The organism is Massilia yuzhufengensis, from assembly GCF_900112225.1.
In the GTDB taxonomy this organism is placed as follows: domain Bacteria; phylum Pseudomonadota; class Gammaproteobacteria; order Burkholderiales; family Burkholderiaceae_D; genus Telluria; species Telluria yuzhufengensis.
In genome coordinates this window covers 80,657-93,156 of the sequence record NZ_FOLD01000006.1, presented here as the reverse complement: position 1 = coordinate 93,156, position 12,500 = coordinate 80,657, and the positions used below count along the sequence as shown (strand labels likewise).

Here is a 12,500-nt window from a genome sequence, read left to right as displayed (position 1 = left end):
GGCTACGATCGCCTGCCAGGGCCATTTACCTCAGGACTACGATCAGAAATCCACCGTCGCCGACACCACCACACTACGCGGCCCCCCCTGCACCAGATACCCAAACCCCGGATACCCACCCGCCGACGCCCAGTAGTTCTTGTCCGTCACGTTATCCACCCGCGCCCGCAGCGTCACATTACGGTCCATGAAGCGCGTGGCGTAATTCGCCCCGATATCCAGCCGCGACCACGATGGCAGCTTCTGGGTATTGCCCGCATCCGCATACTGCGTCGAGGTATATAACCCGCGCGCGTTGAGCGACAGCCCCTGCACGCCCGGCACGTCCCACTCGGCGCCGAGATTGACCTGGGTATCCGGTACGCCGATCGCATCCTTGCCCTCATTGAGCCCGCCCGCAGTCTTGCGCAGTTCGGCGTCCAGCAGCGTGAGGCCGCCCAGCAGGCGCAGGCCGCGCACCGGGGTGCCGAACACGGTCAGTTCCAGGCCACGGTTGCGCTGTTCGCCGAACAGGCCGAAGCGGCGGTCCTGCACGTAGCCGCTGGGCTGCGCGGTGCTGAACACCGCTGCAGTCATTCCCAGCTTGCCGCCGTCGTATTTGACGCCGATTTCCTTCTGGCGCGAGACGTAGGGTGCGAACACTTCGCCCACGTTGACGATGTCGGTGCCCGAGGCGACCGGTCCCTGCTGCAGCGCTTCGCTGTAGTTGGCATACACCGACACGCCCTTGAGCGGCTTGAACACGATGCCCGCCACCGGCGTGACGTCGCTTTCCTCGTACTGCGCGTTCGGCGCGCCGGTCGTGTAGTCGTAGCCGAAGGACTTGATGGTCTGGTGGCGCGCGCCCACGGTGAGCAGCAGGCGCTCGTCCATGAAGCCGAGGGTATCGGCCAGCGCGACGCTCGACAGGATGGATTTTTGCGTCAGCAGCGGGTTGGCCAGCACGCCGCCGGTGAAGAAGCCGGCCGACGGCGCCGCCACGTTCACGGGGCGATAGATGTTGGACGCGAAGCCGGCGAAGTCGCTCATGCCGTAGGCGTTCTTCGACTCCGAATGGAAGCTCGACGCCGTTGCGCTCAGCTTGTGGCTGACCGACCCGGTCTTGAGCTCGGTGCGGGCGCCGATTTCGCCGGTGCGCACCTTGTCTTCGCGGGTGTTGTCGAAGCGGCTCATGGTGGCGTTGCCGTTGGCCGCAGTCACGGTGGCCGACGACAGGATGTTCATCTCATCGCCCGAGCGCAGGCCCAGCGCCGCCCACGCGACAGCGCCGCCGGGCAGGTCGACTTCGCCGCGCAGGGTGCCGAAGGTGTCGCGCTCGCCCGAGAAGGTCCAGGGCTGGGCGTAGTTGCTGTCGCTGTCGGGCGCCGCGATGATCGGCACGCCGGCCGCCACCGTCACGCTGGGGCGCGCGCCGGTGAGCTGGTGGTCCTGGTGGCCGACGTCGGCCGACAGGCGGTAGCCGCGGCCGCGGTAGTCCACGCCCACCGAGTACAGGCTCAGTTCACGGCCTTCGCGCTCCACCGCCGTATCGCCGTCGCGGCGCACCGCGTTCACGCGCACGCCCAGCCGGCTTTCGGGTCCGAAGCGGCGCGCGATGTCCGTTGCCACATACGCCTGGCCGCCGGTTTCCACGCCCATTGTCACCTGCGTGAGCGGCGCGTTCGGCGCGCGCTTGGGCAGCAGGTTGATGGCGCCGCCAATGCCGCCGCCGCCGGGCGCGGCGCCGTTGACGAAGCTGTTCGCACCGCGCAGCACCTCGACCCGTTCCAGCAGTTCCGAGGCCACGAACTGGCGCGGCAGCATGCCGTACAAGCCGTTATAGGCCAGGTCGTCGGAGTTGACGGCGAAGCCGCGGATGACGTACAGCTCCTGGTAGTTGCCGAAGCCGCGCGCCACGCGCACCGCCGGGTCGTTCTGCACCACGTCGGCCACGCTGCGCGCCTGCTGGTCCTGGATCAGGGCCTGGGTGTAGTTCATGGTGTTGAAGGGCGTGTCCATGATGTCGATATTGCCCAGGAGGCCAAGGCGGCCGCCGCGCGCGACCTGGCCGCCGGCGTAGGCCGAGGGCAGGCCCTGGGCGGATGCATCGGCCGAGGCGCTGACGACGACGGTGGCGATGGGCTCGACCGGTGGGGTTTCCTGGGCCTGGGCATGGGTGACGAGGAGGGCGGCGGCAAGGGCGGTAGGGGTCAGGCGGAGCAGCTTCATCGGTGAATTTCTTTTTACTTAATGAGAATAGTTATCATTCTATCCGTTTTGGCTTGTCTCTGTAAATGAGAACGATTATTATTTGCTTGTCAAAGCCATCTCAACACCCATGTCCCCCTTATCCCTGCGTCGCTGGAGCTGGATCCACAAGTGGAGCAGCCTGGTTTGCACCGTCTTCATGCTGCTGCTGTGCCTCACCGGCCTGCCGCTGATCTACCACCACGAAATCGGCCACCTGCTCGGCACCGACGTCGAGGCGCCCGCCTTGCCGGCCGCCATGGGCGACAATCCCCCGCGCGGAAATATCGACGCCGTGCTGGCCTCGGCCCGCGAGCTCTATCCCAACAAGATTGCGATGTACATGTCGCAGGAAGCGGACGAGCCGGCGATCTGGAACGTCACGCTGGGCGACCACCCGAACGACGAGCACTACAAGCCGATCGCGGTCGACGCCCGCACCACCAAAGTGATCACCGAACCGGCCTTCGAAGGCGGCGTCTTCATGTCCACCATGTTCCGCCTGCACGTGGACCTGTTCGCGGGCCTGTACGGCAAGCTGTTCCTGGGGTTCATGGGCTTGCTCCTGATCGTCGCCGTCGTCAGCGGGGTGGTGCTGTACGCGCCCTTCATGCGCAAACTCGATTTCGGCGCGGTGCGCCACGAGCGCAGCAAGGTCATCAAATGGCTCGACCTGCACAACCTGCTCGGGATCGTCACCCTGGTCTGGGTGTTCGTGGTGGGCGCCACCGGCATGGTCAATACCTGGGCCGACCTGCTGCTGAAATACTGGCAGCACACCGAAGTGGCCGAGATGCTCAAGCCCTATGAGGGCCAGCCGAAGGTGCTCAAGATGGCCTCGATCCACGACGCCATCCTGCGCGCGCAAGCCGCCGAGCCGGGCATGAAGGTGGGCTTCGTCGCCTTTCCGGGCACGCCGTTCTCCAGCCCGCACCACTACGGGATCTTCATGCGCGGCGACGAAGCCTTCAGCTCGCGCCTGTACAAGCCGGTGCTGATCGACGCCGCCACCGGCGCCATCACCGACCGGCGCGAGCTGCCCTGGTACCTGACCGCGCTGCTGCTGTCGCAGCCGCTGCACTTCGGCGACTACGGCGGCCAGGCCATGAAGCTGCTGTGGGCGCTGCTCGACATCGCCACCATCATTTTGCTCGGCAGTGGCCTCTACCTGTGGCTCAAGCGCGGCCGCGCCGCCAGGACCGCCAAGCAAAAACAATCCGCCATGCAGGAGACCCCCGCCATGGCCCGCTCGACGGAGGCATCATGATGCGAACCCGCAGCCAGATCTGGGGCGCGCCCATCGTGTTGGCCGTGCTGACCACCATCGGCCTGGTGTCGGCATTGCTGGGCGACGGCGTGTGGGACCTGGTCTCGGCCATCACGCTGGGTGCGCCGGTCGCCGTGGGCGCCTGGTGCAGCCTGCGCCGGCTACCCTCCAGGCGCTGACCGGCGACCAAAACCGCGCCGAGCCTGTATACTTCGGCCACGCGGGATCCCGCGGTCTGACGTCATCAGGAAGAGAGCGCACATGTTTGCAGCAGTGGACCTGGGGTCCAACAGCTTCCGCCTTCACATCGGCGAGCCGGCGGGCGGGCGCATGCACATCGTGCGCACCGCGCGCGACCCGATCCGGCTGGCCGCGGGCCTGGACCAGGACTCGATGCTCACCGAGGCCGCCATGGACAGCGCGGTGCGCTGCCTGCGCGACTTCCGCGCCATCCTCGACGAATACGCGCTCGACGCCGTGCGCGTGGTGGCCACCAACACCCTGCGCGTGGCGCGCAACGCCGAGCTGCTTCTGCCGCGGCTGGAGGAAGCCATCGGCTATCCGGTCGAAGTCATCTCGGGCGAAGAAGAAGGGCGCCTGGTCTACATGGGCGTGGCGCGCGCCATCGACCGCCCGGACGAGCGGCGCCTGGTGGTCGACATCGGCGGCGGCTCCACCGAAGTCATCGCCGCCATCGGCCCGGACATCAACCTGGTCGAATCCTTCGGCATCGGCACCCATCCGCAAACCGCCGCCTTCTTCGCCGACGGCCGCATCACGGCCGCCCGTTTCGACGCCGCCGTCACCGAGGCGCGCGCCCGCTTCGAGGACGCCGCCGACCTGTACAAGGCGCAGGGCTGGGACGCGGCCTACGCCTCGTCGGGCACCATGCGCGCTATCTCCGAAGTGGTCGGCAAGAACGCCATCGGCGACGGCTCGGTGACCCAGGCCAGCCTGCACGCGCTGCGCGGCATCCTGCTCGAACTGGGCCACATCGACGCGGTCGGCATGGCCGGCATCAAGAAGGACCGGGTGCCGGTGATGGTGGGTGGACTCACGGTGATGATCGCGGTGATGCAGGAACTGGGCATCGACCGGCTCATCGCCATCAACGCCGGCCTGCGCCTGGGCGTGCTGTCCGACCTGGAGCTGCGCGCCAACCGGCGCGACCGCCGCGACGCCGCCATCCGCGCCTGCATGCGCCGCTTCGGCGTCGACACCCAGCGCGCGCTGCGCACGGCCGGCATCGCCTCAAGACTCTATGAAAAGCTGGAGCCGCTTGACGCGCGTTCCCACTACCTGTGCTGGAGCGCGATGCTGCACGAGGTCGGGCTGGCGGTGTCGATGACCGGCGCCCACAAGCACGGCGCCTACATCGTCGAACACGCCGACCTGCCGGGCTTCACCACCCGCGAACAGCGCCTGATGGGCGCGCTGATCCTGGGGCAGAAGGGCAACCTGCGCAAGATCCGCGAAGCCCTGCTCGACGCCGACGTCGCCAAGGCGGTGCTGGCGCTGCGCATGGCGGTGGTGTTCATGCATGCGCGCGCGGACGACGACCTGGGTGGATTGAAGCCGCGCATGAAGGCGAGGGTGGATAACGCGCGCATCGAGGTCGACCTGCCGGGAGCGCTGCTGGAGAAGCACCCGACCCTGGGGCCGTGGCTGGAGAAGGAGGAGGGGGCGTGGAATGAGATCGGGATGGGGTTCCTGGCACGGGTGGCGGGCTAGCGCCGCCTGTCTATATTGCTACCGCTCGCACCGTCGCACCGGCGCAGGCCGGTGCCTAATTTGTGCATGCATCACGGCTGCGCAACGAAATTGGGCACCGGCCTTCGCCGGTGCGACGGTCTCACGGCTACGGATTAACGCAACTGCCCAATAAAATCCGGCCCCACCACCAGCTTGATATACGGCACCCCATCACTACCCTTGTGCGTAATCCACAGCACACCCGCCTTGCGGATCCGCCAGTCCTGCTTCGCCCCGCACAGCACCAGCGAGGCCACTTCCCCCAGCAGCGGCTGGTGGCCCACCACCAGCGCCGGCTGGCGATGATCCGGCCAGCCGCAGGCCCCTAAAATCGCTTCCGCGCTCGACTCCGTCCCCAGCGCCTCGAGCAGCTTGTAGTTGCGCCCCAGCGCCTCGACGGTCTGGACGCAGCGCTTCGCAGGGCTGCTCAGCACGCGCACGTCGTCGGGCAGCTGGCGGTACAGCCAGGCGCCGACGCGGGCGGCGTGGCGCTTGCCCTTCGCGGTGAGGGCGCGTTTGGCGTCGGGTTCGTCCGGCCCCGCCGGTTCAGCCTCGGCGTGGCGCCACAGGATCAGGTCCATGTTCGTTCTCCCTGTTCGGATGATTGCCCGCACCGAGCATCTCCATGAGGTGTTGTTGGGCGCTGGTGGCTTTCTGGCCGTTGCGCGTCTTGCGTCGCCGGTAATGCCCGTCGCTGCCCAGCTCCCAGGCATTGACGTTGTCCTTCAGGTAGGGGTGCAGGCCTTCGCGCAGTACGCGGCGCTTGAGGGTCGCCGAGCGCACCGGGAAGGCCACTTCCACCCGTCGGAACAGGTTGCGGTTCATCCAGTCGGCGCTCGACAGGTAGACGTCGTGCTGCAGGTTGTTGCGGAAGTAGAAGATCCGGGTGTGCTCCAGGAAGCGCCCGACGATCGAGCGCACCTTGATGTTGCTGCTCATGCCGGCCACGCCCGGGCGCAGCGCGCAGGCGCCGCGCACGATCAGGTCGATGCGCACGCCTGCTTCCGATGCTTCGTACAGGGCCTTGATCACCGATTCGTCGGTGAGGGAATTCATCTTGGCGATGATGCGCGCCGGCTTGCCGTTGCGCGCGATGGCCGCTTCTTCCTTGATGGCGCGGACGATTTCCTTTTGCAGCGAGAACGGCGCCAGCCACAGGCTGGTAAGCTGCTTGGGCCGCGTCAGGCTGGTCATGTGGATGAAGACTTCGTTGACGTCGGCGGTGAGTTCTTCGTCGCAGGTGAGCAGGCCGAAGTCGGTATAGAACTTGGCGGTGGTGGAATTGTAGTTGCCGGTGCCGAGGTGGGCGTAACGGCGCAGGCCATTGGGCTCGCGCCGCAGCACCAGCGCCATCTTGGCGTGGGTCTTCAGGCCCACCACCCCGTACACCACCTGGGCGCCGGCCTGCTCGAGGCGCTCGGCCCAGTTGATGTTGGCTTCCTCGTCGAAGCGCGCCATCAGTTCCACGATCACCGTCACTTCCTTGCCGCGCAGCGCGGCGCCGATGAGGGCTTCCATCAGGTCCGAATTCATCCCGGCCCGGTAGATGGTCTGCTTGATCGCCACCACCGCCGGGTCGACCGAGGCGCACTGGATGAAATCGATCACCGGCTGGAACGATTCGAACGGATGGTGGAGCAGCACGTCCTGCTTGCGCAGGACGGCGAAGATATCCGGCCCGTTAAGCTTGCCGGGGAAGCTGGGCACGAAGGGCGGGAATTTCAGCTCCGGCTTGTCGTGGGTGTTGGCCACTTCGAGCATGCGCCCCAGGTTGACCGGGCCGTCCACCGCGAACAGGCGGCTGCGGTCGATCTGGAACTGGTTGAGCAGGAAGTCGGACAGGTGCGGCGGGCAGGCGCGGCCCACCTCGAGGCGCACCGCGAAGCCGTAATTACGGGCATGCAGCTCGCTCTGCAGCGCCTGGCGCAGGTTCTTCACTTCGTCCTCGTCCACCCACAGGTCGCTGTTGCGGGTGACGCGGAACTGCGAGTAGGACACCACTTCGCGCCCGGTGAACAAGTCGGCCATGTGGGCCTGGATCACCGAGGACAGCAGGCAGTAGCATGCGCCCTTTTTATCCGACAGTTCGTCGGGCAGCCGGATCACGCGTGGCAGCACGCGCGGCGCCTTCATGATGGCGATGCCGGTGCCGCGCCCGAAAGCGTCCTTGCCGGCCAGTTCGACGATGAAGTTCAGGCTCTTGTTGATCACACGCGGGAAGGGGTGGGCCGGGTCCAGGCCGATCGGCGTGAGCAGCGGCCGCACTTCCTTGTCGAAGAATTGCTTGACCCACGCGCGCTGGGCGGCGTTGCGTTCGCCCCGGCGCAGCATGTGGATGCCGTTCTCGGACAGGCGCGGCAGGATCTCGTGGTTGAACAGTTTGTACTGGCGCTCGATCAGGTTGCGGCACTCCTGGCTGGCGCGTTCCAGCGACACGGCCAGCGCATGGGGAATGCCGTTGTGGCCCGATTCCATCTGGTGCTGGGCCAGCAGGCTGGCCACCCGCACCTCGAACAATTCGTCCAGGTTGCCCGAGACGATCGTGAGGAAGCGCAGGCGCTCCAGCAGCGGCACCGACGGGTCTTCGGCCTGGGCCAGCACGCGCCGGTTGAATTCCAGCAGCGACAGCTCCCGGTTGAGGAAAGCGCCGCCTTCCGGGGTGCCCTTGGCCTCGACTTCCAAAGCCTTCTGTTTCATATCCATGGGGTCTGCGTCGTAGTGTCGGCGCAGCCAGTCTAGTTGGTGAACATGACAATGGTGTGACACCGGCGCAGCAGGGCGGCCGGTTTTAAGCATGGCTAAAGGGGGCAGGCGTATAACCATCTCATCATAACAACAGGAGGGTCGTCTGATGAAAGGCTTCGTGCGCGCCAATAAGGGTTTCCTGTTGTTCATGCTCCTGTTCGGTGTCTTCCGCACCGCCGTGGCCGACTGGAACCCGATCCCCTCGAGCTCCATGCGGCCCAACCTGCTGGAGGGCGACGTGGTCTTTGTCAACCGCCTGGCCTACAACGTCAAGGTCCCGCTGACCGACATCGTGCTGACCCGCACGGGCGAACCGCAGCGCGGCGACGTCGTCACCTTCGCCTCGCCCCAGGACGGCACGCGCCTGATCAAGCGCGTGCTGGCGCTGCCGGGCGACCGCATCGAGATGCGCAACGAGCGCCTGGTGATCAACGGCGTCGAGTCGCAGTATTCGGTCGAGGAACACGTGCAGGAGCCGGGCCCTGAGGGGACCATGGATGCGCTGCGCATGACCGAGGCGGTGGACGGCCGCCGCCACCGCATCCAGGTGCTGCCGCAACGCCTGGTGACGCGCGACTTCGGGCCGGTGGTGGTGCCGCAGGATGCCTTCCTGATGTTGGGCGATAACCGGGATAACAGCGCGGATTCGCGTTATATCGGGTTCGTTCCGAGACACCTGTTGATCGGGCGTGCGGAGCGGATACTGGTGTCGGCCGATTACCAGGGCAACTGGCTGCCGCGGCCGGAGCGGTTTGGGATGTCGCTGCGCTGAACGCAAGCCGCTAGCGCTAGCACCTGTCGGCGGCTTAGCACATTCCCGGCCGCATTCTGCATCCTCCTCATGCGAACAGAAATATTTTGGGAAGCGCCGCCTCCGGTGAACTTGCGCGAAAGCCGGTAAAATCCCGGCCCCGGGGCGTGCATCGTGCAGCCTGCGTATCCAAGTTCTAAGGCACCGCTGCATGCAAAGATTGTTGACTGTTCTTTTGGCTTTCCTCGGCATGACCGGGGCCCTGGCGATCGACGCCTACCTGCCGTCGATGCCGGCCATCGGCGTGGAATTCGGGGTGGGGCCGGTGGCCGTCCAGCAGACGCTGAGCGTGTTCCTGTTCACCTTCGCGCTGATGATGCTGTTCTATGGCACCTTGTCCGATTCCTTCGGCCGGCGTCCGGTGATCCTGGGCGCGCTGGCGCTGTACACCCTGTCCTCGATCGGCGCCGCTTTCGCGCCGAGCTTCGGCTGGCTGCTGGTGTTCCGCGCGCTGCAGGGCCTGTCGGCCGGCGCCGGGTCGGTGATCGGGCAAGCCATCGTGCAGGACCGCTTCGCCGGCCCGCAGGCGCAGAAGATCATGTCGCACATCATGATGGTGTTCGGCCTGGCGCCGGCCATCGCGCCGATCATCGGCGGCTGGGTGCACGTGCACTTCGGCTGGCGCGCGACCTTCTACCTGCTGGCGCTGTTCGGCATCGTGATGATCGCGCTGGTGCTGCGCCTGCTGCCGGAAAGCCTGCCGCCTGAAAAGCGCCAGCCCTTCCACCCGGCCACCATCGGCCGCAACTACCTGATGGTGCTGCGCCACCCGCAGTTCGTGATGCTGTCGCTGGCCGTCGGCCTGGCCTTCGGCGGGCTGGCGCTGTACATCGGCTCGGCCGCCAATTTCGTGATGGACATCCTCGGCCTGCCGGAGACCGCCTTCGCCTGGATGTTCATCCCGCTGATCGGCGGCATGGTGATCGGCTCGGCCTGGGGCGGCAAGCGCGCGGCCAAGTCGCCGCGCCGCCTGCTGTGGATCGGCTACGCGGTGATGGCGGCCGGCTCGGTCCTGAATATCGGCTACAACGCGCTGTTCCCGGCCACGGTGCCGTGGGCGGTGCTGCCGCTGGCGGTCTTCACCTTTGGCCTGGCGGTGGCCATGCCGGGCATCCAGGTCACCGCCATGGGCCTGTTCCCGCACAACCGCGGGCTGGCCGCCTCGATGGTCGGCTTCATCCAGATGATGTCCTTCGCGCTGGTGTCGGGCCTGGTGGCGCCGCAGCTGTTCGGCAGCGCACTCAAGCTCGCTGCGGGCGCAGGTATCGGCGTGGTGCTGAGCTTCCTGCTGTGGCGCCTGAGCCTGCGCTTCGCCAAGCCCGCGGCCTGAATCCGTGCCGCCGGCGCATCCCTTCTTCCTGATGTGGCGCAGCCGGCGGGCTTATTTCCGCCGGCAGTCCTACCTGCTGTACCAGCGCTACGTCCACGTGCTGGTGATTGTACTGGGGCTGTTCGGCGTGCTGCTGGTCGAGCGCCCGGCGCTGCTGGCCGAACCCATCCTGCACTTCTGGCGCGAACCCGGCAGCCTGGCGGCCAATGCCGGCTGGGCGGGCCTCTGGCTGGCGCTGGCCGCGACCTGGGCGCGCATCCACCGGGGCTTCATCGCAGGCGGCGCGCTGGCCGCGTTTTCGCGCTCGCTGCCGCAGGCGGTGCGCGCCGCGCCGCTGGTGGATGCGGCCATGCTGCTGTTCGGCCTGGAGGTATTCCTGGTGCCGGCCGGGCTGGCGGCATGGACCGTCGCGGGCGACGCCGGCGGGGCAGGGGGCTGGTTCCCCCTGCGCGCGGCCTTGCTGGCGGTGCTCACCGTGGGCGTGGCGCGCTGGGCCTGCGCGGGAAACCCGCGCTGGAACGCGCCGGCCGTGCTGGCCGGGTTCCTGGTGCTGGCCGGCGTCGGCCACTACGGCGCCATCGAGCCGGTGCCGCTGGCGCTGGCTAGCGTGCTGCTGGCCGCTGCCCTGGCGCGCGACATGGCCCGGCCGCCTGCCCCGGTGGTCATCGCCTCATCCACCGGCCCGGCGCTGCGCCTGCCCGGCTTGGCTTGCCTGGTGGCGCTGCAGCTCACGCTTCTCGTGCGCGGCCAGCTGCACGCCGCGCTGCCGCGCTTCGCGCTGGCCGCCGCCTTGCAGGCCGCGTGCATCTGGATGATTTTTGGCGCCGGCAAGCTGGCCGAAGCGGCGGCCTTCGTGAAGGTCGGCTGCTGGCTGGTGGCTGCCATCATGTCCGGTTTTTTCTTCGTGTTCTGGACCGCGCGCCAGCCGATCGAGCCGTTCGTGCGCAGCCTTCCCTACGGGCTGCTGCGCTTGGCGGCGTCGGAGCTGCTGCTGGTGCTGGGCGCGACCGCGCTGATATTCTGCGCCGCGTATGCGGCTTGCCTGCTGCAGCCGGGGCAGGGCGAGGCGGTCGCGGCGCAGCTGCTGCGCCATGGTGCAGCGAGCCTGCTGCCGCTGGCGCTGTTCGGCGCACCGGTCATCCAGCGTCACCAGAACGGCCCCCTGCTCAAGGTGGTAATCCTGGTGGCGAGCTTCCTTTTATTGTGAGACGCACCCTATGACGACCCTGCTGGAAGTGTCCGGCCTTGGCATGCAGTTTTCCGGTCAGGCCGTGTTGCGCGACCTGTCGTTCGCGTTCGGCCCAGGCGTGGTGGCGCTGATGGGAGAGAACGGCGCCGGCAAGTCGACCCTGCTGTCGCTCCTGTCCGGCGTGCATCCGCTGCAGGCGGGGAGGGTGTGCGTGGGCGGGCATGACCTGGCGACCGCGCGGCAGCGCGCGCGCCGCCAGCTCGCCTACGCGCCGGACGAATCGGTGGCCTACGATTTCATGACTGGCGAGGAATTCCTGCGCATGGTGCTGGCGCTGCGCGGCCAGCTTGAAGCACCCAGCTTGCCCGCGCTGGTGGAGGGCTTTGGCCTGCAGCCGCAGCTTCATAAGCGCTTCGAGGCGATGTCGCTCGGCACGCGCAAGAAATTCATGCTGGTGAGCGCCTTGGCAAGCGATGCCCAGGTGGTGCTGATGGACGAGCCGACCAACGGCATCGACGCGCAGGCCAAGGCCTACCTGGTGGCGCTGTTCAGGCGCGAGTGCGGGCAGCGGCTGTTCTTCTTCTCGACCCACGACCAGCAGGCGGTCGTGGACGCAAGCGCCGAGGTGCTGGCGCTGCCGGACCCGTTGGGTGGGATGCGCGACGCGTAATTAGCGCTTGTTCTGCTTCATCGCCGACGCGACTTCGCGCTTGGCGTCGCGGTCCTTCTCGGTGGAGCGCTTGTCGTGCTGCTTCTTGCCCTTGGCCAGGCCGATCTCGCACTTGACCCGCCCGCCCTTGAAGTGCAGATTGAGCGGCACCAGGGTGTAGCCGGAGCGCTCCACCTTGCCGACCAGCTTGTCCAGCTCGGTGCGGTGCAGGAGCAGCTTGCGGGTGCGCAGCGCTTCCGGGTGGCTGAAGGCGGAAGCGGTGCTCAAGGCGCTGATGTGGGCGCCGAACAGGAACAGCTCGTCGCCGCGCACGACCACGTAGGCTTCCTTGATCTGGACCTTGCCGTCGCGGATGGCCTTGACTTCCCAGCCCTCCAGCACGATGCCGGCCTCATACCGGTCTTCGATGAAGTAATCGAAAAAAGCTTTTTTATTGTCAACGATGCTCATGAAATAGCGAAAATCCGCGTCTCGGTTAAACTACTGCTGTGGCGCCAGGGGGTACGCACT

11 protein-coding genes are annotated in these 12,500 nt (G+C 67.1%); 7 read left to right on the top strand and 4 right to left on the bottom strand.

Annotation, left to right across the window (positions count from 1 at the left end):
• Nucleotides 1-42 precede the first annotated feature (42 nt).
• Nucleotides 43-2,208, bottom strand: a complete 2,166-nt coding sequence (locus BM031_RS07505; protein WP_091873204.1) for a TonB-dependent receptor — start codon at nucleotides 2,206-2,208, stop codon at nucleotides 43-45.
• 109 nt (nucleotides 2,209-2,317) lie between these two features.
• On the opposite strand from BM031_RS07505, the gene BM031_RS07500 reads away from it, so the two are divergent.
• The 3 genes from BM031_RS07500 (at nucleotide 2,318) to BM031_RS07490 (ending at nucleotide 5,224) form a co-directional block, all read left to right on the top strand.
• Complete coding sequence (locus tag BM031_RS07500; protein ID WP_091873201.1) at nucleotides 2,318-3,493, top strand: PepSY-associated TM helix domain-containing protein; 1,176 nt, start codon at nucleotides 2,318-2,320, stop codon at nucleotides 3,491-3,493.
• Nucleotides 3,490-3,672: a hypothetical protein gene (locus tag BM031_RS07495; protein ID WP_091873198.1), complete on the top strand. Its 183-nt coding sequence runs from the start codon at nucleotides 3,490-3,492 to the stop codon at nucleotides 3,670-3,672. Before BM031_RS07500 ends, BM031_RS07495 begins: the two co-directional genes overlap by 4 nt.
• A gap of 82 nt (nucleotides 3,673-3,754) precedes the next feature.
• The gene (locus BM031_RS07490) at nucleotides 3,755-5,224 is read left to right on the top strand and encodes a Ppx/GppA phosphatase family protein (protein WP_091873196.1); all 1,470 of its coding nucleotides are present in this window, start codon (nucleotides 3,755-3,757) and stop codon (nucleotides 5,222-5,224) included.
• Nucleotides 5,225-5,358: 134 nt separating this feature from the next.
• Here the strand turns inward: BM031_RS07490 and BM031_RS07485 are convergent, their stop codons facing one another.
• Both BM031_RS07485 and ppk1 read right to left on the bottom strand, forming a co-directional pair.
• Nucleotides 5,359-5,826 (bottom strand): SixA phosphatase family protein, encoded by a 468-nt coding sequence (locus tag BM031_RS07485; protein ID WP_091873455.1) that lies wholly within the window; start codon nucleotides 5,824-5,826, stop codon nucleotides 5,359-5,361.
• Nucleotides 5,792-7,948: a polyphosphate kinase 1 gene (gene ppk1, locus BM031_RS07480; RefSeq protein ID WP_091873193.1), complete on the bottom strand. Its 2,157-nt coding sequence runs from the start codon at nucleotides 7,946-7,948 to the stop codon at nucleotides 5,792-5,794. The genes BM031_RS07485 and ppk1 overlap by 35 nt, the downstream gene beginning before the upstream one ends.
• A 148-nt stretch (nucleotides 7,949-8,096) precedes the next feature.
• Here ppk1 and lepB point away from each other — a divergent pair, with 148 nt between their 5' ends.
• The 4 genes from lepB (at nucleotide 8,097) to BM031_RS07460 (ending at nucleotide 11,990) form a co-directional block, all read left to right on the top strand.
• Complete coding sequence (gene lepB / locus BM031_RS07475) at nucleotides 8,097-8,762, top strand: signal peptidase I (RefSeq protein ID WP_091873191.1); 666 nt, start codon at nucleotides 8,097-8,099, stop codon at nucleotides 8,760-8,762.
• Between the two features lie 190 nt (nucleotides 8,763-8,952).
• Entirely contained in the window at nucleotides 8,953-10,131 is a 1,179-nt protein-coding gene (locus BM031_RS07470; RefSeq protein WP_091873188.1) for a multidrug effflux MFS transporter, read from the top strand.
• 4 nt (nucleotides 10,132-10,135) lie between these two features.
• Nucleotides 10,136-11,338, top strand: a complete 1,203-nt coding sequence (locus tag BM031_RS07465) for a hypothetical protein (RefSeq protein ID WP_091873185.1) — start codon at nucleotides 10,136-10,138, stop codon at nucleotides 11,336-11,338.
• 10 nt (nucleotides 11,339-11,348) lie between these two features.
• The gene (locus BM031_RS07460) at nucleotides 11,349-11,990 is read left to right on the top strand and encodes an ATP-binding cassette domain-containing protein (protein WP_091873183.1); all 642 of its coding nucleotides are present in this window, start codon (nucleotides 11,349-11,351) and stop codon (nucleotides 11,988-11,990) included.
• On the opposite strand, the gene smpB is transcribed toward BM031_RS07460, so the two are convergent.
• On the bottom strand, nucleotides 11,991-12,440 hold the full coding sequence (gene smpB / locus BM031_RS07455) for an SsrA-binding protein SmpB (protein ID WP_091873180.1): 450 nt from the start codon (nucleotides 12,438-12,440) through the stop codon (nucleotides 11,991-11,993).
• Nucleotides 12,441-12,500: the final 60 nt, after the last annotated feature.

Bases quoted from the DNA above. Each gene is read 5' to 3' on its own strand.
- BM031_RS07505 (WP_091873204.1), bottom strand. From the start codon at position 2,208: ATGAAGCTGCTCCGCCTGACCCCTACCGCCCTTGCCGCCGCCCTCCTC.
- BM031_RS07500 (WP_091873201.1), top strand. From the start codon at position 2,318: ATGTCCCCCTTATCCCTGCGTCGCTGGAGCTGGATCCACAAGTGGAGC.
- BM031_RS07495 (WP_091873198.1), top strand. From the start codon at position 3,490: ATGATGCGAACCCGCAGCCAGATCTGGGGCGCGCCCATCGTGTTGGCC.
- BM031_RS07490 (WP_091873196.1), top strand. From the start codon at position 3,755: ATGTTTGCAGCAGTGGACCTGGGGTCCAACAGCTTCCGCCTTCACATC.
- BM031_RS07485 (WP_091873455.1), bottom strand. From the start codon at position 5,826: ATGGACCTGATCCTGTGGCGCCACGCCGAGGCTGAACCGGCGGGGCCG.
- ppk1 (WP_091873193.1), bottom strand. From the start codon at position 7,948: ATGGATATGAAACAGAAGGCTTTGGAAGTCGAGGCCAAGGGCACCCCG.
- lepB (WP_091873191.1), top strand. From the start codon at position 8,097: ATGAAAGGCTTCGTGCGCGCCAATAAGGGTTTCCTGTTGTTCATGCTC.
- BM031_RS07470 (WP_091873188.1), top strand. From the start codon at position 8,953: ATGCAAAGATTGTTGACTGTTCTTTTGGCTTTCCTCGGCATGACCGGG.
- BM031_RS07460 (WP_091873183.1), top strand. From the start codon at position 11,349: ATGACGACCCTGCTGGAAGTGTCCGGCCTTGGCATGCAGTTTTCCGGT.
- smpB (WP_091873180.1), bottom strand. From the start codon at position 12,440: ATGAGCATCGTTGACAATAAAAAAGCTTTTTTCGATTACTTCATCGAA.